The organism is Marinobacter nanhaiticus D15-8W, from assembly GCF_036511935.1.
GTDB lineage: Bacteria > Pseudomonadota > Gammaproteobacteria > Pseudomonadales > Oleiphilaceae > Marinobacter_A > Marinobacter_A nanhaiticus.
In genome coordinates this window covers 4,735,009-4,754,976 of the sequence record NZ_AP028878.1, presented here as the reverse complement: position 1 = coordinate 4,754,976, position 19,968 = coordinate 4,735,009, and the positions used below count along the sequence as shown (strand labels likewise).

At 60.6% G+C, this 19,968-nt stretch carries 23 protein-coding genes; 8 read left to right on the top strand and 15 right to left on the bottom strand.

From position 1 onward, the window contains the following. Positions 1-65 precede the first annotated feature (65 nt). From RE428_RS21380 to RE428_RS21365, 4 genes are all read right to left on the bottom strand, one after another. Complete coding sequence (locus RE428_RS21380) at positions 66-365, bottom strand: cell division protein ZapA (RefSeq protein ID WP_004580130.1); 300 nt, start codon at positions 363-365, stop codon at positions 66-68. Beyond that, the gene (locus RE428_RS21375; protein ID WP_004580131.1) at positions 365-571 is read right to left on the bottom strand and encodes a TIGR02449 family protein; all 207 of its coding nucleotides are present in this window, start codon (positions 569-571) and stop codon (positions 365-367) included. The genes RE428_RS21380 and RE428_RS21375 overlap by 1 nt, the downstream gene beginning before the upstream one ends. A 198-nt stretch (positions 572-769) precedes the next feature. Then, complete coding sequence (locus RE428_RS21370) at positions 770-2,038, bottom strand: ABC transporter permease (RefSeq protein WP_004580132.1); 1,269 nt, start codon at positions 2,036-2,038, stop codon at positions 770-772. Beyond that, on the bottom strand, positions 2,035-2,739 hold the full coding sequence (locus tag RE428_RS21365; RefSeq protein ID WP_004580133.1) for an ATP-binding cassette domain-containing protein: 705 nt from the start codon (positions 2,737-2,739) through the stop codon (positions 2,035-2,037). The genes RE428_RS21370 and RE428_RS21365 overlap by 4 nt, the downstream gene beginning before the upstream one ends. 77 nt (positions 2,740-2,816) lie before the next feature. Here RE428_RS21365 and RE428_RS21360 point away from each other — a divergent pair, with 77 nt between their 5' ends. After that, positions 2,817-3,320, top strand: coding sequence for a DUF3299 domain-containing protein (locus RE428_RS21360; RefSeq protein ID WP_004580134.1), 504 nt, complete (start codon positions 2,817-2,819; stop codon positions 3,318-3,320). Positions 3,321-3,329: 9 nt separating this feature from the next. Here RE428_RS21360 and RE428_RS21355 read toward each other — a convergent pair whose 3' ends face one another. Next, positions 3,330-3,962, bottom strand: coding sequence for a ZrgA family zinc uptake protein (locus RE428_RS21355; RefSeq protein ID WP_338381155.1), 633 nt, complete (start codon positions 3,960-3,962; stop codon positions 3,330-3,332). A gap of 138 nt (positions 3,963-4,100) precedes the next feature. On the opposite strand from RE428_RS21355, the gene RE428_RS21350 reads away from it, so the two are divergent. The 4 genes from RE428_RS21350 to RE428_RS21335 all read left to right on the top strand — a co-directional run bounded on the left by RE428_RS21350 (position 4,101) and on the right by RE428_RS21335 (position 8,589). Continuing rightward, complete coding sequence (locus RE428_RS21350; RefSeq protein WP_004580136.1) at positions 4,101-4,691, top strand: UPF0149 family protein; 591 nt, start codon at positions 4,101-4,103, stop codon at positions 4,689-4,691. Positions 4,692-4,776: 85 nt separating this feature from the next. After that, positions 4,777-6,093 (top strand): Xaa-Pro aminopeptidase, encoded by a 1,317-nt coding sequence (gene pepP / locus RE428_RS21345; RefSeq protein ID WP_004580137.1) that lies wholly within the window; start codon positions 4,777-4,779, stop codon positions 6,091-6,093. 16 nt (positions 6,094-6,109) lie between these two features. Then, positions 6,110-7,372: a 2-octaprenyl-6-methoxyphenyl hydroxylase gene (gene ubiH / locus RE428_RS21340; RefSeq protein WP_004580138.1), complete on the top strand. Its 1,263-nt coding sequence runs from the start codon at positions 6,110-6,112 to the stop codon at positions 7,370-7,372. Continuing rightward, positions 7,369-8,589 carry a UbiH/UbiF/VisC/COQ6 family ubiquinone biosynthesis hydroxylase gene (locus tag RE428_RS21335; RefSeq protein ID WP_004580139.1) on the top strand — a complete coding sequence of 407 codons (1,221 nt, stop codon included), beginning with the start codon at positions 7,369-7,371 and terminating at the stop codon, positions 8,587-8,589. The genes ubiH and RE428_RS21335 overlap by 4 nt, the downstream gene beginning before the upstream one ends. Before the next feature lie 242 nt (positions 8,590-8,831). Here the strand turns inward: RE428_RS21335 and RE428_RS21330 are convergent, their stop codons facing one another. The 9 genes from RE428_RS21330 to ubiE form a co-directional block, all read right to left on the bottom strand. Further along, the gene (locus RE428_RS21330; protein WP_004580140.1) at positions 8,832-9,554 is read right to left on the bottom strand and encodes a 16S rRNA (uracil(1498)-N(3))-methyltransferase; all 723 of its coding nucleotides are present in this window, start codon (positions 9,552-9,554) and stop codon (positions 8,832-8,834) included. Beyond that, a complete protein-coding gene (tatC, locus tag RE428_RS21325) occupies positions 9,551-10,279 on the bottom strand; it encodes a twin-arginine translocase subunit TatC (RefSeq protein WP_051079834.1) in 729 nt (242 codons plus the stop codon). The genes RE428_RS21330 and tatC overlap by 4 nt, the downstream gene beginning before the upstream one ends. A gap of 104 nt (positions 10,280-10,383) precedes the next feature. Then, on the bottom strand, positions 10,384-10,872 hold the full coding sequence (tatB, locus tag RE428_RS21320) for a Sec-independent protein translocase protein TatB (protein WP_338381154.1): 489 nt from the start codon (positions 10,870-10,872) through the stop codon (positions 10,384-10,386). Between the two features lie 11 nt (positions 10,873-10,883). After that, the gene (gene tatA / locus RE428_RS21315) at positions 10,884-11,123 is read right to left on the bottom strand and encodes a Sec-independent protein translocase subunit TatA (protein ID WP_004580143.1); all 240 of its coding nucleotides are present in this window, start codon (positions 11,121-11,123) and stop codon (positions 10,884-10,886) included. Between the two features lie 201 nt (positions 11,124-11,324). Continuing rightward, positions 11,325-11,678 (bottom strand): phosphoribosyl-ATP diphosphatase, encoded by a 354-nt coding sequence (locus RE428_RS21310; protein WP_004580144.1) that lies wholly within the window; start codon positions 11,676-11,678, stop codon positions 11,325-11,327. After that, positions 11,675-12,121 carry a phosphoribosyl-AMP cyclohydrolase gene (gene hisI, locus RE428_RS21305; RefSeq protein ID WP_004580145.1) on the bottom strand — a complete coding sequence of 149 codons (447 nt, stop codon included), beginning with the start codon at positions 12,119-12,121 and terminating at the stop codon, positions 11,675-11,677. Before hisI ends, RE428_RS21310 begins: the two co-directional genes overlap by 4 nt. 12 nt (positions 12,122-12,133) lie before the next feature. Further along, entirely contained in the window at positions 12,134-13,789 is a 1,656-nt protein-coding gene (gene ubiB, locus RE428_RS21300) for a ubiquinone biosynthesis regulatory protein kinase UbiB (RefSeq protein ID WP_004580146.1), read from the bottom strand. After that, entirely contained in the window at positions 13,786-14,433 is a 648-nt protein-coding gene (locus RE428_RS21295) for a ubiquinone biosynthesis accessory factor UbiJ (RefSeq protein ID WP_004580147.1), read from the bottom strand. The genes ubiB and RE428_RS21295 overlap by 4 nt, the downstream gene beginning before the upstream one ends. After that, positions 14,433-15,224 (bottom strand): bifunctional demethylmenaquinone methyltransferase/2-methoxy-6-polyprenyl-1,4-benzoquinol methylase UbiE, encoded by a 792-nt coding sequence (ubiE, locus tag RE428_RS21290; RefSeq protein ID WP_004580148.1) that lies wholly within the window; start codon positions 15,222-15,224, stop codon positions 14,433-14,435. The genes RE428_RS21295 and ubiE overlap by 1 nt, the downstream gene beginning before the upstream one ends. Positions 15,225-15,489: 265 nt before the next feature. Here ubiE and RE428_RS21285 point away from each other — a divergent pair, with 265 nt between their 5' ends. Beyond that, positions 15,490-15,771 carry a polyhydroxyalkanoic acid system family protein gene (locus tag RE428_RS21285; RefSeq protein WP_040882398.1) on the top strand — a complete coding sequence of 94 codons (282 nt, stop codon included), beginning with the start codon at positions 15,490-15,492 and terminating at the stop codon, positions 15,769-15,771. 43 nt (positions 15,772-15,814) lie between these two features. On the opposite strand, the gene RE428_RS21280 is transcribed toward RE428_RS21285, so the two are convergent. Further along, positions 15,815-16,741 (bottom strand): alpha/beta fold hydrolase, encoded by a 927-nt coding sequence (locus RE428_RS21280; protein WP_004580150.1) that lies wholly within the window; start codon positions 16,739-16,741, stop codon positions 15,815-15,817. 458 nt (positions 16,742-17,199) lie between these two features. Here RE428_RS21280 and RE428_RS21275 point away from each other — a divergent pair, with 458 nt between their 5' ends. Together RE428_RS21275 and RE428_RS21270 are read left to right on the top strand one after the other, a co-directional pair. Next, entirely contained in the window at positions 17,200-18,594 is a 1,395-nt protein-coding gene (locus RE428_RS21275; RefSeq protein ID WP_004580151.1) for a WS/DGAT domain-containing protein, read from the top strand. Between the two features lie 189 nt (positions 18,595-18,783). Next, positions 18,784-19,875 (top strand): porin, encoded by a 1,092-nt coding sequence (locus RE428_RS21270; RefSeq protein ID WP_004580152.1) that lies wholly within the window; start codon positions 18,784-18,786, stop codon positions 19,873-19,875. Positions 19,876-19,968: the final 93 nt, after the last annotated feature.

The following is a 19,968-nucleotide window of genomic DNA, read 5'->3' as shown; positions in this document are numbered from 1 at the left end:
CCAACGGCTGCACGCATAGCCTGGGAAGTTGCTCCTTGCAGAAGCTTGCCAGCCAGGCCAGAAGTTTAGCCGCTGTTCTGCTGGTCCCCCAATGCCTCGTCCAAGCGGCTGTCCATGCGTTTAAGGATATTGGTGGCATCGTCGGACATGTGGCTTTGCTGAAGCAGGTCGTGCGTGATGTTCAGTGCCGCCATTACGGCGATGCGCTCGGTGCCGAAGACCTTGCCGCTGGCGCGGATTTCGCGCATCTTGGTGTCCAGGTGCTGGGCAGCCTGGATAAGTGCCTGGCGGGCGTCGTAGGGGCAGGCTACCAGGTAGTCCTTGTCGAGAATGTTGACTTCGACCGTGGTCGGTTTTTCCGGCATCAGTGTTGCTCCAGTGCTCTGAGGCGGCCAATCATCGCTTCGATCTTGTTACGGGCGAGGTCGTTCTTCTGCATGAGCTGGGCGCGCTCGCGATTCCAGTCATCCTGCAATTGCCGCAAGGCGGTATTGTCCTGCTCCAGCTTCTGACAACGAGCGATGAGGCGATCCACCTTCTCGGCGAGGGCCTGCAGTTCAGACTGATCCATGGCTTTCTACATCCCGGCGAATAGTGTCTGGATTCACTGCTGGAGTCTGCCTTGGAACCGGCCGAACGGCCTTTACGTAGCGGGGGCAAACACCAATAATCCGTAACTTACCCGACCAACTATAAATGCGGCCTCAAGAGTGGTCAATTTGTCCACCTTGCGGTCCGTTCACATTCTTGAATCTTTGTGGGTAGATGCTCAGCCCGTCGCCGACAATCCCTCGTTCAAACTGCCCCGATAAGCCCGCCAGGCAGGTGCCACGGAAACCATCAGGGCGGCCACCGGTACGGCGGCCAATAGCCCCCATTCCTGACCATCCGGCCAGCGCAGGCTGAGGGCAATGCCGTAGTGGGACAGTAGCCATGGCGCCAGCGCAGTCAGCAGAAGCGCACCCAATACGAGCGCCAGTATGCAGGCCACCAGGGACAGCAGCACACATTCCACCGCATATAGCCCGGCGATCAATCCGGGCGACGCGCCAACGGCCCGGAGAATCGCAACCTCCCTGCGTCGCTGGCTCTGGATCGCCAACAGCACGGCAATCAGTCCCACCAGGCTGGTGATCACCACAAAGCCGCTAAGGATCAGCAACACCCGTTCGAACTGGCCCATCATGCGCCAGAGTTCGCTCAGCGCGACACCGGGAAGGATGGCGCTCAGTGGCTCCAGGCCGGATTCGTTGATATCCCGCTGGACCTGGAAAGTAAGCACCTTGCGGCCGATGCCGGCATAGGCGGCGGTAATGGCACCCGGCGTCAGGTCGAGTTCGCGCACCGCCTCGGGTGACGGGGTGCGTCCGGGAATCGGTACGCCGGCCTGCCAGCCCACATGGATCGCCTCCATGCCCGCCAGGCTAATATAGACGGCGCGGTCCACCGGGGTGCCGGTTGGCGCCAGGATGCCCGAAACCCTGAATGGCATATCGTCGTGCTTCATAAAGCTGACGCTGCCCGTGCCGTGTGCGAGGGTGATGCGGTCGCCCAGCCCCTGCTCAAGTTCCCGGGCCACATCCGCGCCCAGCACCACATCGAAGAGGTCGTCGAACCAGTCACCCTGGGCAAGAGCGACGGCCTGATCCCGCCCGTAGCGGAAATGGTCGGGAAACGCTTCCGACGTCCCCACCACGCGATAGCCCTGATAGCTGTCTCCCAGGGAAATCGGCACCAGCCAGTCGATTCGTTTGTCGTCAGCCAGCGCCTGGTAAGTGCTCCAGCGGATGTTGTTGGTGGCATCGCCGATGTGGAATACGGTGTAGAGCAACAGGTTCAGCTGGCCCGCGCGGGCGCCGATGATCAGGTCGGTGCCGCTGATGGTGCGGGTGAAGGTGTCCTTCACTTCGGTACGCAGGTACTGCACGCCGAGCAGCAGCGTGACGCTCAGGGTGAGTGTCAGCGTGACCAGGCTGAGCACGCCGCGCCGGTGCCAAATGCTGGCCAGGGCAAGGCCGAGGAATCGCGAGAGACTCATGCAGTGGTCTCCGTTCTTACGGTTTCACCAAGATCCAGCGTGCGGTCGAAGGCATCGGCCAAACTGGCATCGTGGCTTACGAATACCAATGCCGCCCCGCTGGCCCGGCATTGGCTTATCAGCAACTGCAGGAAACGGTCCCGATTATCCGCGTCCAGTGCGGATGTGGGTTCGTCGGCCAATACCAGTATGGGCCGACCGATCAGGGCGCGGGCACAGGCGACCCGCTGCTGCTGGCCAACGCTAAGGCGGGTTACGGGGCGCTGCCAGAGGTCTTCGGTCACATCGAGGGCGGCCAGCAAGTGACGGGCTTCCGTCTCTGGGGACGGTGTCGCCCGGCCGGCCCGGGGTTTCGAGAGCCGGCAAGGCAGGGTGACGTTATCGATCACACTAAGGTAAGGCACCAGGTTGAACTGCTGGAAGATGACCCCGAGCCGATCGGCCCGCAGACGATCACGCGCGCGACGGCTCAGTCCGGTCAGGGCCGTATCCTGTAAGCGCAACTCGCCGCGCTCGGGCAGGCTCAGGCCGGCCAGCATCGACAGCAGGGTGCTCTTGCCGCTGCCGCTGGGGCCGCGCAGGAATAGATGCTCGTTGGCGTGGAGCCGGAGATCGGGGAAATGCAGGCAATGGTCGGCACCAGGCCATTGGAAGGCCAGATCCCGTGCCTGGACGATGATTGGATCTTGACTGGCAGTCATGGCAATGAAAGCGTCACCTTGTGGTCGTGTGCTGGCGGTGTATGATCGGCCCAGTTCGATTAGCGAGGATTCTACCCATGTTTCGTGTCTCCAGGGCCCTTTTCATATTGTGCTGCCTCATCTTCAGCCTGCCGCTCGCGGCGGAGGAAGAGTGGTACGAGGTGGACTGGCTGGAACTCATGCCGGCAGAGGACCTCGCCCTGCTGGAGAATCTTCCTGAGATCGAGCACCAGGGTAGCGGCCCGGCCACCTTGCCGGACGAAATTCTGACCGGCAGGACCGTGCCCGAGTTCGATGACCGTAAAGTGCGTATTCCCGGTTTTGTCGTACCGCTCAAGGTAGGCGACGACCAGCGTATCTACGAATTCTTCCTGGTGCCGTATTTCGGCGCCTGTATCCACGTGCCGCCACCGCCCCCCAACCAGATCATTCACGTTACCTACAAACCCGGGTTCCAGGTGGACGTGCTCTACAACCCGTTCTGGGTGAACGGCACGCTACGGATCGAAGAGACAGAGAACGAGGTGGGCGCCTCCTCGTATTCCCTCGACGCCCAGGCGGTCGAGCCCTACGAGCAGTAGGGCGCGCAATCACTCAAAGGAAAAGCGGGTCTGGTCGCCGCTCAGGGTAGTGGCGCCCTGGCCTTGATCGGTCACCCATTCCACATCCAGGCGATCCAGAGATTCGAAGCGTTCGAACATCGGCGTGCTAACCTCGACGGCCAGCGGCGACTCGTTACAGGCCAGGCGCTGGCTGACTTCAAATTCCGCATGCTCGCCTTCATGCTCTCCGTGCTCGTGCTCGTGCTCGTGCTCGTGCTCGTGCTCGTGCTCGTGCTCGTGCTCGTGCTCGTTGGCCTCGTCATGATGATGTTCGTCATGTTCTTCATGCTCGTGATCATCATGCTCATCGCTATGTTCGTCGAGTGTGTGGCTGGCGCTGGCTTCCGCAAGCGTACAGCCGGCCGCGGAGAGCAGAGGCGTGGATTCCAGCCACTGCATCGTTTCGTCCACCCGGGCCGCTTGGGCGTCGTTCTGGGGGGCGTGTTCGAAACCGACCAGATTGTAGGCGGGCGATTCGAGGATCAGGTCGATGGACTGACCTTCGATGGCGGCCTGAAGGCGCGCCTGGCCATGGACGTGAGCGCCCAGGCCTTCGGCAGCCTGAGCCGTGATTGTCAGGGATAACAATGGCAGGACCAGGGCGGTTCGGAACGGATGCATAACAATCTCTCGATAGTGGCTTGTTACGTTATAACATATTCCACATTAAACGGGTGCGTCAACGGCCACTGTCGATGTGTTTGAGCTGTCCGAGTGCTACGATAGGGGCCTTCAAATGCATTCAACGATAGCGGATCAATGACTGACCACGTATCCCAAGCACCGGCCCTTGACGACTTCGAAACCTGGGCCAATTTCTTTGCCAGCTACAAAGCCTTCAGTCACCCGGCGGAACTGCACGGCGGCCTGTGTGGTCGTCTTGCGGCGGGTGGCCGTTTGAGTAAGCAGGAATGGCGCATCCTGGCCTGTGAGCAGATGGGTATTGCGCCAGAAGCGACCGAAGGCGCCGACGAACTGACGACCTTTCTCGATACCGCCTACGACGTCACGCTGGCGGCACTCCAATCCTCCGACATGAGTTTTCGCCCCTTGCTGCCGGACGACGAGTACACCCTCGAACAGCGCCTGCAGTCGTTGTCCGCCTGGGTTCGCGGCTTCCTGGAAGGCATGGCGGTGATGGCCAGTCGCGAACTGGGCGAGGCCACCGGCGAAGTGCGCGAGGTGGTGGAAGACATGGTGGCCATCAGTCAGGTGGCCCAGGGCGAGGACGACAGCGAAGAATCCGAGCAGCAGTTCAATGAGATCATGGAATACGTCCGTGTCGGCGCGCTGACCGTATTCACCGAATTCAACCCGCCCGCCCCGCCGGCGGAGACGACTCTTCATTGAAGCATAGCAACAGGCCACTAAAACGTAGCAACAGGTCACTGAAACGCAGCAACAGGCTTTCGACAGACTAACCGGAGTTCCCAGCATGCTGATGCCGATTAAAGAATTTGCGTCACGCCGCAAGGCCCTGAGCGAGCACATGGCAGACAACAGTATCGCGATCGTGCCCGCGGCGCCTGAACGGGTACGCAACCGGGACGTGCTGCATCCCTACCGTCAGGACAGCGATTTCTACTATCTGACCGGTTTTGACGAACCCGAGGCCGTATTGGTCCTCATCCCCGGGCGGGAACACGGTGAATCGGTGCTGTTCTGCAAGGAGCGCAACCCCGAGAAAGAACTCTGGGACGGCTTCCTGACCGGCCCGGAAGGCGCCATCGAGACGTTTGGTTTTGACGATGCGTTTCCGATCTCCGATATCGACGACATCCTCCCGGGTATGATCGAAGGCCGTAGCCGCGTTTACTACCCGCTCGGCAAGGACAAGGCGTTCGACAGCCAGGTAATGGAATGGGTCAAGACGATCCGCAGCAAGGTGCGCACCGGCGCCCACCCGCCGGGCGAGTTCGTCGCCCTGGAACACAGCCTGCACGACCTGCGTCTCTACAAGAGTGCGGCGGAAATCAAGGTGATGGCCAAGGCCGGTGAGATCAGTGTCGAAGCCCATCGCCGCGCCATGAAACGGGCGAAGCAGGGCGGTTTCGAATATAACCTCGAGGCGGAGTTGATCCACACGTTCATGTCCCATGGGGCCCGGTCCACGGCTTATCCATCCATCGTGGGTAGCGGGACGAACGGCTGCATCCTGCACTACATCGAGAACAGCGCGCCACTCAAGGATGGCGACCTTGTCCTGATCGATGCCGGCTGCGAACTGGAGAACTACGCCTCTGATATTACCCGCACCTTCCCCATCAACGGCCGTTTCAGCGATCCGCAGAAAGCCCTCTACGAAGTTGTGCTGGCCGCCCAGTATGCGGCCATTGATGCAGTCAAACCCGGCAATCACTGGAATCATCCGCACGAGGCCGCACTCAGGGTGTTGACCCAGGGCCTGCTGGACCTCGGGCTACTGCAGGGCAGCCTTGACGACGCGCTGGAACAGGAAGCCTACAAACCCTTTTTCATGCACCGTACCGGCCATTGGCTGGGGCTGGACGTGCACGATGTGGGCGACTACCGGGTCGGCGACGCCTGGCGGGTACTGGAACCGGGCATGGTGCTGACGGTCGAGCCCGGCCTCTATATCGCCCCGGATAATACCAGCGTGGACGAGAAGTGGCGTGGTATCGGCATTCGCATCGAGGATGATGTGGTGGTCACCAAGGACGGCTGCCGCAACCTGACGGAAGGGGCGCCCAAGACCATCGCAGAGATCGAAGCCTACATGGCGGACGCCTGAACGGAGGTCCAGCCTGATGGAGAATGCAGCCTTCGATACGGATATCCTGATTGCGGGTGGTGGCCTTGCGGGCGCGACCCTGGCGTTGGCGCTGGCCCGTAAACTGCCGCAGCTCAGGGTGACGGTGGTTGAAGCTTTTCCGCTTGCGCCTGATGCGCGGCCGGAGGATTACCAACCCAGCTATGACGCCCGCTCTACGGCACTTGCCTGGGGTTCACGATTGGTCTACGAGGACTTGGGACTTTGGGGTGAGCTGGCTCGTCACGCGGCACCAATCAAGCATATCCATGTTTCCGACCGCGGGCGTTTCGGCGCTACCCGGCTGGCGGCGGAAGAGCATGACCAGGAAGCGCTCGGCTACGTGGTGGACAACCGCTGGCTGGGTCTGAGCCTGATGAAGGCGCTAGCCGACCTGTCCCAGATCGAGTGGCAGGCCCCGGCGAAGGTGGTCGACGTTACGCCGGCGACTGAAGGTGTCTCCGTATGTCTGGATAAGGACGGCGAGGCACTGGAACTGACCGCCCAATGCCTGGTGATCGCTGACGGCGGCCGCTCGGGCCTGCGTGAGAAACTCGGTTTCCGGATTGAGCATACCGATTACGCCCAGCACGCCCTGATCGCCAACGTTTCCACATCCAATCCTCACCAGTTTACCGCCTACGAACGTTTTACGGATGCCGGACCCATGGCGCTGCTGCCTCGCGGCAATCCGCGTCGGTCTGGGCAGGACGCGGCCCTGGTCTGGACGCTGGCTCCGGAGGCCCTCGAGGACATCCTGGCACTCACTGACGAGCAGCGCTGTGAGCGCCTACAGCAGCGATTCGGCTGGCGCCTCGGGCGCTTTACCCGGATTGGCGAATGCAGCCACTACCCGCTGACCCTGACCACGGTCCAGGAATCGGTCCGTCCCGGTATCGTGCTCGTAGGGAATGCCGCGCATACGCTGCACCCGGTCGCCGGGCAGGGTTTCAACCTCGCCTTGCGTGGGCTGGTGGCGTTGGTCGAGCAGTTCGAACGGGCAGTCCGTGAGCGTCTACCGCTGGGACGGATCGACGTGCTGAATGCCTACCAGGACCGGCACCGCCAGGACTGGCAGGACACTGTGCGTTTCTCGGACTCGCTGATCCATATATTCGGTGCCCGGGTACCGGCGCTGGCTGCCGCGCGTGATGTCGGTCTCGTAGGGCTGGACTTGGTGCCGGGCGCTCGCAAATGGTTCGCCAAGCGTGCAATGGGACTGGGCCGCCGAACCGTTTCTCAGGAGGATCCGCGTCGATGAGTGATCCGCAAACCTTCGACATTGTCGTTATTGGCGGAGGAATGACCGGCGCGGCTGCGGCGCTGGGTTTGTCGCAGCAGGGCTGGAACGTTGCTCTCGTTGAAAGTGCGTCGCGGGAGGCGGTGCAGGAAACGTTGCAGCCAGCCTCGGCCATCCATGATTTCGAACCCCGGGTCAGCGCGCTCTCCATCGCCAGTCAGAAATTGTTGGATGGACTGGGCGTCTGGTCAGGAGTCGCGGCCCAACGGCATTGCGCATACGGCCATATGGCCGTTTGGGATGCCGATGGCACCGGGCGTATCCGTTTCGACGCGGCAGAGATGGCGGTACCGGCGCTTGGCGTGATCGTCGAAAACAGGATCCTGGTCAAGGCGTTGATGGACAAGGTGGTCGCCAGCGGCACCACACTTTTCGACGGCGTAACGGTATCCGGTTGGCGGGATTTGGACGGCTGGAAGGCGAGCACGCTCGACGACGGGCAAGTCCTGCAGGCGCCTCTGGTGGTGGCCGCCGATGGCGCCAACTCGCGAGTACGCCAATGGGCGGGCTTGCCTACGCGGGAATGGGATTACGATCAGCAGGGCATCGTCTGCACCGTCGAGACCGCGAAACCCCACGGCTATACCGCCTGGCAGCGTTTTTCGCCCACCGGACCCCTGGCGTTCCTGCCGTTGCTGAACGAGGAGGGCGACACCCGGTTTTGTTCCATCGTCTGGTCCCAGGACACCGCCGAGGCCCGGCGCCTGATGGCACTCGATGACGATGTATTTACCCACGAACTGGAGCAGGCCATCGAACGGCAACTGGGTGCGATTACGGGTATCTCCAAACGTTTTTCGTTTCCTCTGCGCCAACGCCATGCCAAGGACTATGTTCGCCCCGGCGTGGCATTGATCGGCGATGCAGCGCATACCATCCACCCGCTGGCCGGACAGGGTGTCAACCTGGGCTATGGCGATGTGCGGGTCTTGCTTGAGGAACTTGAACGCCTGCGCGCGTCTGGCTTCGCTCCAAACGAGCCTGCGACGCTGGCGCGGTACCAGCGTCGGCGTAAAGGGGAAAACCTGGCTATGATGGCGGCGATGGAAGGCTTCAAGCAGTTATTTGCGCGGGACGAGTTGCCCCTACGTTGGGTGCGCAACGCCGGCATGCGTTGGTTGGATGGCGCCGGTCCGTTGAAGAACCGGTTGGCGGCGCAGGCAATGGGGTTGGATTGATGGCGTTGTCATTCGTTCCGGATCCAAGTGCCTCAAAAGGGCAGCCCTGCGGGCTGCTCCGAAGCTGAAGCGTCGGCTACATTTCCCAGGCAACTCGAGCATGTAGCAGATGCTTTAGCTTCTGAGGCGCCGCAAGGTGCCCGTCTTTTAAACCTTGAAAACCGTGCCACCGCAAAGCTGCGTATCCCAACAATGCCTTCCAGGAAGTTCCCGCCTGAACCTGATCGCCGCCTCAATTCGCCCTAATACAAACACCCATCATAAAGCCGACTCACCAACACCGGCACCGCAGTTTCCACCCGTAGAATGCGTGACCCCAGATGAACCGCTTCTGCGCCCGCCGCGATGATCTTGTCCACCTCATAGGGGATAAAACCACCCTCCGGCCCAATGCAGAGCGTGGCGGGCTCGGACAAATGCGTAGGGCAGGCGTCAGGAGTGCCCGGATGGGCGATCAGGCCGCGTCGGCCCTTGATCAATCCGGGGAGTTCATCCTCGACAAACGGCTTGAACAGCTTGCGGATGTGAACGTCGGGCATCTGCGTGTCGCAGGCCTGTTCCAGGCCGAGGGCCAGGTTTTCCCGCAATTGCTCGTCCTGTAGCCAGGGCGTCTGCCAGAAGCTCTTTTCCACCTTGTAGGCGTTGATCAGCCAGATGTCCTTTACGCCGAGTGCGGCACAGGTCTGGATCACGCGGCGGAACATCTTAGGCCGGGGCATGGCCAGCACCAAGGTCAACGGGAGGGGGTTGGGCGGCTGCGTGTCCAGACGGACGGAGAGTTCGGCGTCCCGGTCGTCAAGCCGAAGGACCGTGCCGACACCCATCAGGCCGTTAACCTTACCGACCGGTACCTGATCGCCTTCGCTCACCTTGAGCACCGTTTCCAGGTGTTGGCGCCGACGACCCCTTAGCACCACGCGGTCGTCAGCGACGAAGTCCTCGTCGAACAGCAGCCCCAGGTTCATGCGTCGGCTTCGGTGTCATCCGCCGTTTGGCGATAGGCCATGCGGCCAAACAGGATGCCGAGCTCGAACAGAATCCACATCGGCACGGCCAACAGGGTCTGGGAGATAATGTCCGGCGGGGTCAGGAGCATGCCGATGATAAAGCAGCCAACCACTACATAGGGACGCTTCGCTGCCAGATCCGCTGGCGTCGTTATGCCGGCCAGGATCATCAGGATGACGGCAATGGGAATCTCGAAGGCCACACCAAAGGCGAAGAACATCTTCAGCACGAAGGTCAGGTAGCTATTGATATCCGGCATCTCAGAGATGCCTTCCGGTCCGATGGTGGTGAAGAAGCCGAACACCAGTGGGAACACGACGAAATAGGCAAACACGGCGCCCAGGTAGAACAGCACGACCGAGGAAAACAGCAGTGGGAAAGCCAGCTTCTTCTCGTGCTTGTAAAGCCCCGGCGCGATAAAGCTCCAGATCTGGAACAGGATATAGGGAATGGCTGCGAAAACCGAGAGCGTCAGCGCCAGCTTGAGCGGCGCGAAGAACGGTGAAGTGACGTCGGTGGCGATCATCATCTGACCTTCCGGCAGCAGGTCCCGCAGGGGCTGGGACAGCCAGAGATAAAGGTCGTTGGCAAACGGGTAGATCGCTGCGAAACAGATCAGGACCGCCAGGACGACCTTCAGCAGCCGGTTGCGTAACTCCAGCAGGTGATCGATCAGGGACATCTCTTCCTGGGGTTCCTCAGGATTGGGACTGTCGTTGGCCGGGCGGGCGTTTTCCAGTTTTTCCTTGTCTGCGGCGGTCACGGATTCTCCTGCGGAGCGGGACGTCATTTGCGATCTTCCGGGACAGGTTTCTCGGGCTCCGACCGGGTCGGTTCGGCGTCAGAATCCAGTTTGGGTCGTTGGTCCGGTTCGGAGGGCAGTTCGGGCTCCCGCGCAGCATCGGCCGAGCGCATAGGTGGCACGATGCCTGCCTGCTTCGGCGTTTCCTGGTGAGAGGAGGACGTCTTTGCGGACGTGCGAGACTCATTGTCGTCCACGACAAGATGCTCGTACTTACGGGCCTGATCGAGTCCCTCGCGGATGTTCCGCTGTACGCCTTCCAAGTCGATGCCGCCTTCCTTGCGCAATTTCTCTTTGAGTTCTTCTGCCTTGATCTGACGGTCCAGTTCGGTGGTGAACTGGCTGACCAGGCGACGGCTGCGACCGATCCAGCGTTCGGCGGTGCGCGCCGCGCCCGGAAGCCGTTCCGGCCCCAGGACCAGCAGCGCGATCACACCGCAGATCAGCAGCTCAAGAAAGCCAATGTCGAACATAGAGACTGGGCTCAGCTACGTGATTTTTCGTCCGAATGCTCGGTGCTGGTGGACTCGTAGACGTTGCCTTCGCGCTTCTGCTCGATGGTTTCGTTCCGATCTTTGGCTGCTTCGTCTTCGTCATTCATGGATTTCTTGAAGCCGCGAATCGCACCGCCCAGGTCGGTGCCGATGTTACGCAGTTTCTTGGTTCCGAAAAGCAGCACGACGATGCCAAGAACGATTAGAAGTTGCCAGATACTGATACCCATTCAGGGTTCCTCATTCACGTTGAAACTGTGGTTTAAAATCTGGTTATCGCCCCGCGCGGCCCACTTTCAGTCGCCGGTGCAAATAGTGTACGCCAGTTGGCCGGGGTACCCTAACCTCCGACTGTTACGAAGGTGTTGCATACCAGCAAGGCGCAGACTGAACGAACAGCGCCGTAGTTTTGCAGCATGTTCATTACGGTTTTATGACTGCGACTTTCGTGCCGCTTTTTCTTCCAGCCCAGACAGGTCGAATCGCCGCGCCAGCTCCCGGAGCACGTCATCCGGCCCCAGTCCCATATGGGACAGGGCGACCAGGCTGTGGAACCAGAGATCCGCGGTTTCGTAAACGAGTTCGTCAGCATTGCCCGTTTGTTGTGCATCCTTGGCGGCGAGCAACATTTCGGTGCATTCCTCGCCGACTTTTTCCAGGATCTTGTTCAGGCCCTTGTGATGCAGGCTGGCAACATAGGAGCTGTCCGGATCAGCAGCCTTGCGGGCCTCAAGGACGTCGGTCAGGGCGCCGAGTACATCGCGGGTGTCGATCGCCTTGCTCATGACTGGCTGTCTCCCTCACTACCGTTCGTTCTACCGCTACCGTAAATGGCGTCCGGGTCTTTCAATACCGGTTCCACACTCACCCATTCGCCATTTTCCAGGCGACTGTAGAAGCAACTGCGACGTCCAGTATGACAGGCGATGCCGCCCAGTTGTTCCACCTTGAGCAGGATCACGTCCGCGTCGCAGTCGATGCGGATTTCCGAGACCTGCTGGACATGGCCGGAGGACTCGCCCTTGCGCCAGAGCTTGCCCCGGGACCGGGACCAGTAGATGGCCCGCTGCTCATTTGCGGTCAATTCGAGGGCTTCGCGGTTCATCCAGGCCATCATCAGGATATCGCCGGTTGAGGCATCCTGCGCGATGGCCGGTACCAGGCCCTGATCGTCCCAGCGTACGGCGTCTAGCCAATTACCATTGGTTGTCGATGTAGTCTCTTGCATGTCTATCCAAGGTTATCGTGAGATTCTGGAGCGGCGGCCGACGAGCAGCCAGCCTGCCACGGCGATCAACGCCCAGCCGGGGAGTGGGACGGCTTCTAGCGACGCCCAACTGGTCGGCTGGGTGACCATCCAGGCGCCAAAAAGACAGGCGATGCCGGCTGCAATACGGCGCATACCTCGCCGATGTTCGAGTTCCGCCCGCTGCATGGCCCGTATTGTAGCGTGATCCGTGTTCTGGGTACGATCCAGGTCACGAATTCGCAGGAGCGCGTCATGCACCAGTTGCGGCATCTCCGGCGACTGCTCGAGCCAGGCGGGCAAATGCTCGCGCAGGGATTTAAGCATGCCGGGCGGGCCAATTCGGTGGCGCATCCATGATTCCAGGAAAGGCTGGGCGGTGCTCCACAGGTCCAGGTCCGGATAGAGCTGGCGGCCCAGGCCTTCCACGTTCAACAGGGTTTTTTGCAGCAGCACCAGTTGCGGCTGTACTTCCATCTCGAAGCGGCGGGCCGTCTGGAATAAGCGCAGCAGGAAGTGACCGAAGGAAATCTCTTTCAACGGACGTTCGAAGATCGGCTCGCAGACGGTGCGGATGGCCGCCTCGAATTCATTGACCCGGGTATGGGCAGGTACCCAACCGGATTGGATATGCAGTTCGGCGACCTGGCGGTAGTTACGACGGAAGAACGCCAGCAGGTTGCGCGCGAGGTAGCTTTGATCCTCCGGCGCGAGGGTGCCGACAATGCCGAAATCGATCGCAATATAGCGTGGGTCCTGCGGGTTCGATGCATCGACAAAGATGTTGCCCGGATGCATATCGGCGTGGAAGAAACTGTCACGGAAGACCTGGGTGAAGAATATCTCCACACCTTTTTCCGCCAGGACCTTCATATTAACGCCCGCTGCGTTCAATGCTTCGGTATCGGCGACCGGAATGCCCTGGATGCGCTCCATCACCAGCACCTGCTGGCTGGTGTAATCCCAGAATACGTCCGGGATGTAGATCAGCGTCGAGCCTTCGAAGTTGCGGCGCAACTGACTGGCGTTGGCCGCCTCGCGCTGCATGTCCAGCTCGTCGTAGATGGTTTGTTCATAGTCACGTACCACTTCGACTGGCCGCAGGCGACGTCCCTCGGACCAATAGCGCTCCAGCAACCTGGCCATGACCAGCATCAGGGCGATGTCCTGACGGATCACCCGCTCGATATCCGGCCGGATCACCTTGACCACCACTGCCTGGCCGCCATGCAGGGTGGCGGCGTGCACCTGGGCGACGGAAGCCGACGCCATGGGGTTGCTGTCGAAGGTCTTGAACAGTTTAGCGACGGGCTGTCCCAACGAGCTTTCGACGATACCGCGAGCCTTTTCGCCGGGGAACGGTGGAACCCGATCCTGAAGCTGCTGCAGCGCCAGGGCCATGTCATCGGGGAGAAGATCCCGACGAGTGGAGAGGATCTGGCCGAACTTCACGAAGATCGGTCCCAGTTCCTCCAGGGCCAGTCGCAGGCGTTCACCGCGAGGCTTGTCGGAAACCGGGAAGAAATGCCAGGGCGCGAACAGCAATACGAAGCGTACGGGCCAAGGCAGGTCGGTCAGGGGTAGAAATTCATCGAGTCGGTACTTGCTGAATACCCAGCCAATGCGAAAAAGACGTTGAATGCGGGTCACGACGGCTCCGACGGTTGCGATGGATCGGCTTCGAGCCGGCTTTTCAGACGTTCGATGCGGGCTTCGAGGCGGTCGGTTTGCAGGCTGAGCCGATCGATATCCTCGAAGGTGGCTGACAGTTCGTTGCGGCCGGGCAGGGCGCCGGTCTCCTCGTGGATATACTCTTCCAGACTGGCGTTGAGCGAGGCAAACGCCTGGCGCTGCCAGCTCAGGGCGCCGCGAACTCGCTGGCCGATAAAGTGTGCCGGCACATCGCCGGTATAACGGGCCAGCGCGGCTTCCCAATCCGGCTTGAGCTGATTGATCGCCCGTTGCAGGGCATGGGCTCGCCCTACGTCGCCGTTCACATTGAGTCGCCCATCGCCGAAGACACGATCATCGCCCTGGGCCAGCGCCGCGAAAGCCAGGGGGCGGCCAGTTACGGTCAAGGTCGGCTCTTCCGGGGTGGTGCTGCCGACCCGTACCTGTTCACCGATCGCCTGCAGTGAAAGGTGCAGCTTCACGCCGTCGAAGGCGAACAGCACAGGCTGATCCAGCGCTTTCAACAGTGCCACGCGTCCGACCGGGTCCAGGGCGAGAGCCCGGTTCAGCGCCTGCTCTACCACCTGGGTAACGGCGGCCTGCAGGGTAGGGCCGGGGAACATCAGGGCTTGACCCCCGCGTGCAGGGCGACGATCCCACCGGTCATGTTGTGGTAGCGGGTATTGACGAAGCCGGCCGCGTCCATCATGCCTTTGAGGGTGTCCTGGTCCGGATGCATCCGGATGGATTCCGCGAGGTACTGATAGCTGTTGCCGTCTCCGGCGACCAGTTGCCCCATCAGCGGCAGGGCATTGAACGAATACAGGTCGTAAGCCTTGCTGAGCAGTGGGTTGGCGGGCTTGGAGAACTCCAGTACCAGCAGCTTGCCACCGGGCTTGAGCACCCGGCACATGTCACGCAGTGCCCGGTCCTTGTCAGTCACGTTCCGCAGACCGAAGGCGATGCTGACCGCATTGAAGCTGTTGTCCGGGAAAGGCAGATGTTCGGCATCCGCCTGGACGTACTCGATATTGCCCACATACCCGCGGTCGGTCAGGCGACTGCGGCCGACCTGCAGCATGGAGGCGTTGATATCGGCGAGAACCACCTGACCGTCACGGCCCACCAGGTCGGAGAATTTCATCGTCAGGTCGCCAGTGCCGCCGGCGATATCCAGCACCCTGTGGCCCGGCCGCACACCGCTCAGCTCGATAGTGAATCGCTTCCAGAGCCGGTGGATGCCCATGGACATGAGGTCGTTCATCATGTCGTACTTACCGGCCACGGAGTGGAAGACCTCGGCCACCTGGCTGGCTTTCTCCTGCTTCTTCACCTGGCGATAGCCGAAGTGGGTGGTGTCCTCTGGAGCGCCGGTAGCTTGCGGGGCGGTGTTGGAGGTCTGCGGGTCAGTCATGCGCGGTGTCCTGTCCGGAAGTAAAGGAACGGCCCACTGCCGTTCCGGGCCAATCCTGTATTCTAACGGTCAGACCACAGGCTACAAGCAGCATGTGTCGCAAGGGCGGGTTAACCCAGTTGCTTGCGCCGGCAGGGTAAACGCTTAAACTCTGGGGAAATGGCGGATGCCACTGGCATCCAGACGTTCCAAGGTCGCGACTGGAGAGCACTTAAGCGTCTCGACCGAAAAGCCACTACCATTCAACCGTTATCCTGGGGTATCCATGTCCACAATTGATATCAGCCGTAGCCACGCCCTTGATCATGACCATGCGCGAGAGGCCGCAGAGACCCTGGCCAAGGACCTCTCAGAACAGTTCGACGTGGATTACACCTGGGATGGCGACACCCTGCGCTTCAAGCGCAGCGGCGTGAAAGGCCACATGGACGTATTGCCAGCGGAACTGAAGGTTCACCTGGAACTGGGCCTGATGCTTCGCCCGTTCAAGTCACGTTTCGAATCGGAAATCCATTCCCAACTGGATAAACTGACAGGCACAGCCTGACTCCAGAGTTTTCTTCCCCCATCCCTCATAGCGATTCCAGGCTTCAGGCGATGCTTGAGGCCTGGGGCAGACTCGCCAGCGACGGGATCCATTCCTTGCTATCCAGCGTGATGAAGTGACTGAGGGCCTGGGTTTCGATGATGCGCATGGTGGTCGGGCTCTGACGGGCGCTGTCTAGCATGCTGGTGCGGTCGAGGATGCGATCCACTTGTGGGATAAGGAAGGTCCCGTGCCGGATATTTTCGTAGATATCCACGTTCGTGCGCTCGGTCCACGCCATGATGTTCTCGATATTACGCACAATGGTCAGGTGGTCCCGTGTGGCGGAGAACAGGTGGCTTAGCAACTGTTTCTTGCGTGGGTTCATCTTGCCGAAAAAGGTCTGGCCGTAAGCCGATGACGGCGCGCTGTTGATGATTCGGATTAGCCAGGGCCACATGCCGTGGCTCACCGGTTCCAGCAAGGTAGTCACCAGGGCGTGGAGCTTGGCCTGGGGCAGCACCGGCGCTTCCAGGATGATCTCCACGTTTTCGTAGAGTTCGGGACGCTGGCGCACGGCTTCCAGAATGACCGCACCTCCGCGGGAGTGCCCGTGAACCCGCACGCTGTCGGTGCTGGGCAGATTGGCCAATGCCTGGTTGAGAATGCAGGCGTCATACTCGATGGTGGCTTCGAGGTGCTTTATGGGCACCTCCCAGTCCGCGCTCTCCAGGGTCACGCCGTTGACCGGGATATGGTAGTTGCTGCAGGTGAGCAGGATCAGCTCAGTGGTTGGTGATTCGTAGGCCTGGGTGAAGTAGCAATGATTTTCCAGAAAACCATGCACTCCGATGACGGTCTGTGCCGCTTCGCCGCTGTGATTGCGCACGGAGACCGCGCCCTTACCGACCCGGTAGACCCGCCCGGAAAACATCTCCGAATAGACGCTGTCGATCGGCTTTATCAGCTTGCGTACGTGACTTGCTTTCATTGGTGGCCTCCCGAATCCGGGTTTGCTTACTTTTTGTTCTACGGAAACCTTCCGTGTTTGCAAACTCCCTATGTTTATTCCTGTTTTTTAATCCTATTGAACCCGACCTTTATTGGCGCAGATTGCACCGGCATCGCTAAGTTTCGGTCACTTCATTTCATTCTATGCGAAATCAGCGACTTATCCGGAGTTTACGACCAAAGTATGAAACGGACTTTGGCCCGTAAAGCCTATTTCAGGCAGCGAGGTTACCGTTTCGAGTATAGGGATTGGCGCTTAACAGGGTGTAATTTTTTGTGATTGTTCCGGGCCTTACTCTGGCCTTTGTGTAAGTGGAGTGGGTGGTGCATGTCTGGCACAATGCTGGGCTGTCATCGGATTGCCACACACCGATCATCCGCTGTCTGTCCCACGCTCAGCGGCCACGGATAACGAGAATACCTGTAGGGAAGTCGGACTTGAGCCACGCGGAATCCAGCTTACTGTCACCGGTCGACGCCGCCTGGCTTTCCATGGAGTCCCCCGCCAATCCCATGACGATTACCGTCATGCTCCGGGTCGATGGTTTGACCGCGCCGGTGTTCAAACAGTTCCTGGAGAACCACTGGCTCCGGATCGAGCGTTTCCGCTGCCGGCCTGTGCACAAGGGTACGGCCTGGTGGTGGGAGGAAGATGAACTCTTCCGCTTGCGACACCATTTCAAAGTCGTGCCGGAGATATTCGATGAGGGCCAGTTGCAGGACTGGCTGTCAGCCCGCCTGAACCAGCCGCTGCCGGATTACCGTCCACGTTGGTGCTTCTGGCTGCTACCCCAGGCCCGGGGTGGGGCTGCGCTGCTTCTTCGATTGCACCATTGCTATGCCGACGGTCTGTCGCTGATCGACCTGTTCAACGCGCTGACGACCACGGCGCCGGATGCGATGCCCGCGCAAACGATTGGCTCCGCCAAGGCCGCCGATGCCTCACGCTGGAGGGATGCCGGCTGGCAGTGGCTACAGTCACAGGTTAAGCTGGCTGACACGGGAACCCTGGACGATGTCGACACCGACCGGCCGGACAACCCGCTCGACGCGCGACGCAAGCAGTTGGAACGGGCGGCCTGGTCCGGCCTGCGCCTGGTCAACGAGCTCAGCGAGTATGTCCTCGAGCCGGAGGATACGGCGACCCGTTTCAAACCAGGGCTGCTGGGCCGGCGCACCTGCCGCTGGTCGGCGCCGGTGCCGCTGGCGGCCTTTCGCGATATCGCCCAAAACACCAACTGCAAGATCAACGACGTCCTGCTTGCCTGTGTCGCCCAGGCCTTGCGCAAGCAGCTGGAACAGGACGACCTCGACCTGGAAGAGGTGATGCTGCACGCTGCTGTGCCGGTGGACATTCGCGCTCTGCTACCGGACTCGGTGCGCCCGCGTCCGGGTGAATTAGGCAACCTGTTCGGCACTGTGTTCGTGCCCTTACCGGTCGATGCCCAGAGTCCGCTGGAGAGCCTGTACCGGGTTAAGCACGAGACCCGCCGCCTGAAACGGTCCTGGCAGCCAGGTATTTCCTGGGGACTGATGTGCTCGGCCGGGCTGCTGCCCAAAGGCTGGCAACAGCCCATCGCCGATCTCTTCTGCCGCAAGGCCAGCGCTGTCGTGTCCAACGTGCGTGGTACGCCGGAAACCCGTTACCTGGCCGGTTGCCGGGTGCGCGAGCAGATGTTCTGGGTACCCCAGTCCGGCGATATTGGACTGGGGCTGAGTATCGTCAGTTACAACAATCAGGTGCAGTTCGGCGTCGTTGCCGACGAGGCCGTCATGCCTGATCCCCAACCCTTTCTCGACGACTGCATCGGCGCCTTGCAAGGGTGGCAATAGCACCAACGGCCGGTGCAGTCGTAGTGCCAAAGTGTGGCGCCTGTCGCTAGTTCCAATTAACCCCCAAATCAGCTCCCTTGGCGCATAGGCCGCCATCCGGCGTTCGCCGACGATGGTTGCGGGCACATGTCCTGTGCGCCCGGAGGCACCGACGTGCCTCTTCTTCTAACAAGAATTTTGGGGGCAACCATGAACAAAAAACATCTTCTCGCGCTGGCGATCGCTGGCGGCATGTCCACGCAAACCCAAGCGGCAATTGAAGTCTATAACGAGGACGGTACACAGTTCTCTGTCGACGGCTATTTCAACGCGTTCTACGTAAACCGCGACGACAAGCTCAGCGACGTGCGCCAGTCCCGGGTCAAGATGGGCTTCCTCCCCAACACCATCGGCTTCAACTTCAGCAAGGAGATGGGGGAGCTGACCCTGGGTGGCCGTTCCTCCTTCTGGACCACCATCAACGACAGCCTGGATTCGCCCACCGATACCTCCATCGATGTGCGGCAGTTCTACGCCACCGTCGACGGCAGCTTTGGTCAGGTATTGATCGGTAAGGACTTTGGACTGTATTCCCGCAACAACATCTTCCTCGACGAGATCCTGATGGGCTTCGGCTCGCCAGGTGCGCCGGGTGGTGTTTCCTTCGGCAATATTCGCACCGGTTATGCCTACCCCACGCCATCGGCGCAGATCACTTATCGCTCGCCGGACCTGGGTGGCCTGAAGATCGCTGCTGGCGTTTTAGACCCTGCAACCACCTCCGGCGCTGACGGCTACGAAGAAGCACCGCGTTTCGAATCAGAGATTACCTACGCCATGAGTCTTGGCGAGGTCGACCTGACCACCTGGGTAAACGGTCGTTATCAAAGCTCGGAAAGCGATACGACTAACACGACCGTCGATTCCACGGCAGTGGGGTATGGCATGAAGGCCTCTGTAGCCGGCCTGACACTGGCTGCATCCGGCTATACCGCCGATGGCGATGCGCCGGTACTGATCACCAACCAGGCGGTAGCTCTGGAAGAGGAGAGCGAGGATGGCTACCTGTTGCAGGGCGCCTATACGCTCGGTGCTACCAAGCTGGTGCTTTCCTACGGTGAAACCGATTCCGACGTAGGTGACTTCGAAACCGAAAACACCACCATTGGCCTGTTCCATGACGTCAACAGCAACCTCAAGGTGGTGGCGGAATACAACATGTTCGAGCAGACCACCAAGTCCACCGGCGCCGACGCCGCCGATGCGGACACTATCGCCGTGGGTGCGATCGTCCTGTTCTGAAAGGGCGGCAGGCGACCGGCGTCGGGCCCGGTTGCCTACTACCAAAGTGCCGGTTTTCCGGTCTGATCCTCATAGCCCGTTCTTTCAGCTTTG

Coding starts and splice junctions, on each gene's coding strand:
- RE428_RS21295 (WP_004580147.1), bottom strand. CDS start 14,433: ATGTTCCCCGGCCCTACCCTGCAGGCCGCCGTTACCCAGGTGGTAGAG.
- RE428_RS21375 (WP_004580131.1), bottom strand. CDS start 571: ATGGATCAGTCTGAACTGCAGGCCCTCGCCGAGAAGGTGGATCGCCTC.
- tatA (WP_004580143.1), bottom strand. CDS start 11,123: ATGGGTATCAGTATCTGGCAACTTCTAATCGTTCTTGGCATCGTCGTG.
- RE428_RS21335 (WP_004580139.1), top strand. CDS start 7,369: ATGAGTGATCCGCAAACCTTCGACATTGTCGTTATTGGCGGAGGAATG.
- RE428_RS21330 (WP_004580140.1), bottom strand. CDS start 9,554: ATGAACCTGGGGCTGCTGTTCGACGAGGACTTCGTCGCTGACGACCGC.
- hisI (WP_004580145.1), bottom strand. CDS start 12,121: ATGCAAGAGACTACATCGACAACCAATGGTAATTGGCTAGACGCCGTA.
- RE428_RS21310 (WP_004580144.1), bottom strand. CDS start 11,678: ATGAGCAAGGCGATCGACACCCGCGATGTACTCGGCGCCCTGACCGAC.
- RE428_RS21355 (WP_338381155.1), bottom strand. CDS start 3,962: ATGCATCCGTTCCGAACCGCCCTGGTCCTGCCATTGTTATCCCTGACA.
- tatC (WP_051079834.1), bottom strand. CDS start 10,279: ATGTCCCTGATCGATCACCTGCTGGAGTTACGCAACCGGCTGCTGAAG.
- RE428_RS21280 (WP_004580150.1), bottom strand. CDS start 16,741: ATGAAAGCAAGTCACGTACGCAAGCTGATAAAGCCGATCGACAGCGTC.
- tatB (WP_338381154.1), bottom strand. CDS start 10,872: ATGTTCGACATTGGCTTTCTTGAGCTGCTGATCTGCGGTGTGATCGCG.
- RE428_RS21380 (WP_004580130.1), bottom strand. CDS start 365: ATGCCGGAAAAACCGACCACGGTCGAAGTCAACATTCTCGACAAGGAC.
- ubiH (WP_004580138.1), top strand. CDS start 6,110: ATGGAGAATGCAGCCTTCGATACGGATATCCTGATTGCGGGTGGTGGC.
- RE428_RS21360 (WP_004580134.1), top strand. CDS start 2,817: ATGTTTCGTGTCTCCAGGGCCCTTTTCATATTGTGCTGCCTCATCTTC.
- RE428_RS21365 (WP_004580133.1), bottom strand. CDS start 2,739: ATGACTGCCAGTCAAGATCCAATCATCGTCCAGGCACGGGATCTGGCC.
- pepP (WP_004580137.1), top strand. CDS start 4,777: ATGCTGATGCCGATTAAAGAATTTGCGTCACGCCGCAAGGCCCTGAGC.
- RE428_RS21270 (WP_004580152.1), top strand. CDS start 18,784: ATGAACAAAAAACATCTTCTCGCGCTGGCGATCGCTGGCGGCATGTCC.
- ubiE (WP_004580148.1), bottom strand. CDS start 15,224: ATGACTGACCCGCAGACCTCCAACACCGCCCCGCAAGCTACCGGCGCT.
- RE428_RS21350 (WP_004580136.1), top strand. CDS start 4,101: ATGACTGACCACGTATCCCAAGCACCGGCCCTTGACGACTTCGAAACC.
- RE428_RS21285 (WP_040882398.1), top strand. CDS start 15,490: ATGTCCACAATTGATATCAGCCGTAGCCACGCCCTTGATCATGACCAT.
- RE428_RS21370 (WP_004580132.1), bottom strand. CDS start 2,038: ATGAGTCTCTCGCGATTCCTCGGCCTTGCCCTGGCCAGCATTTGGCAC.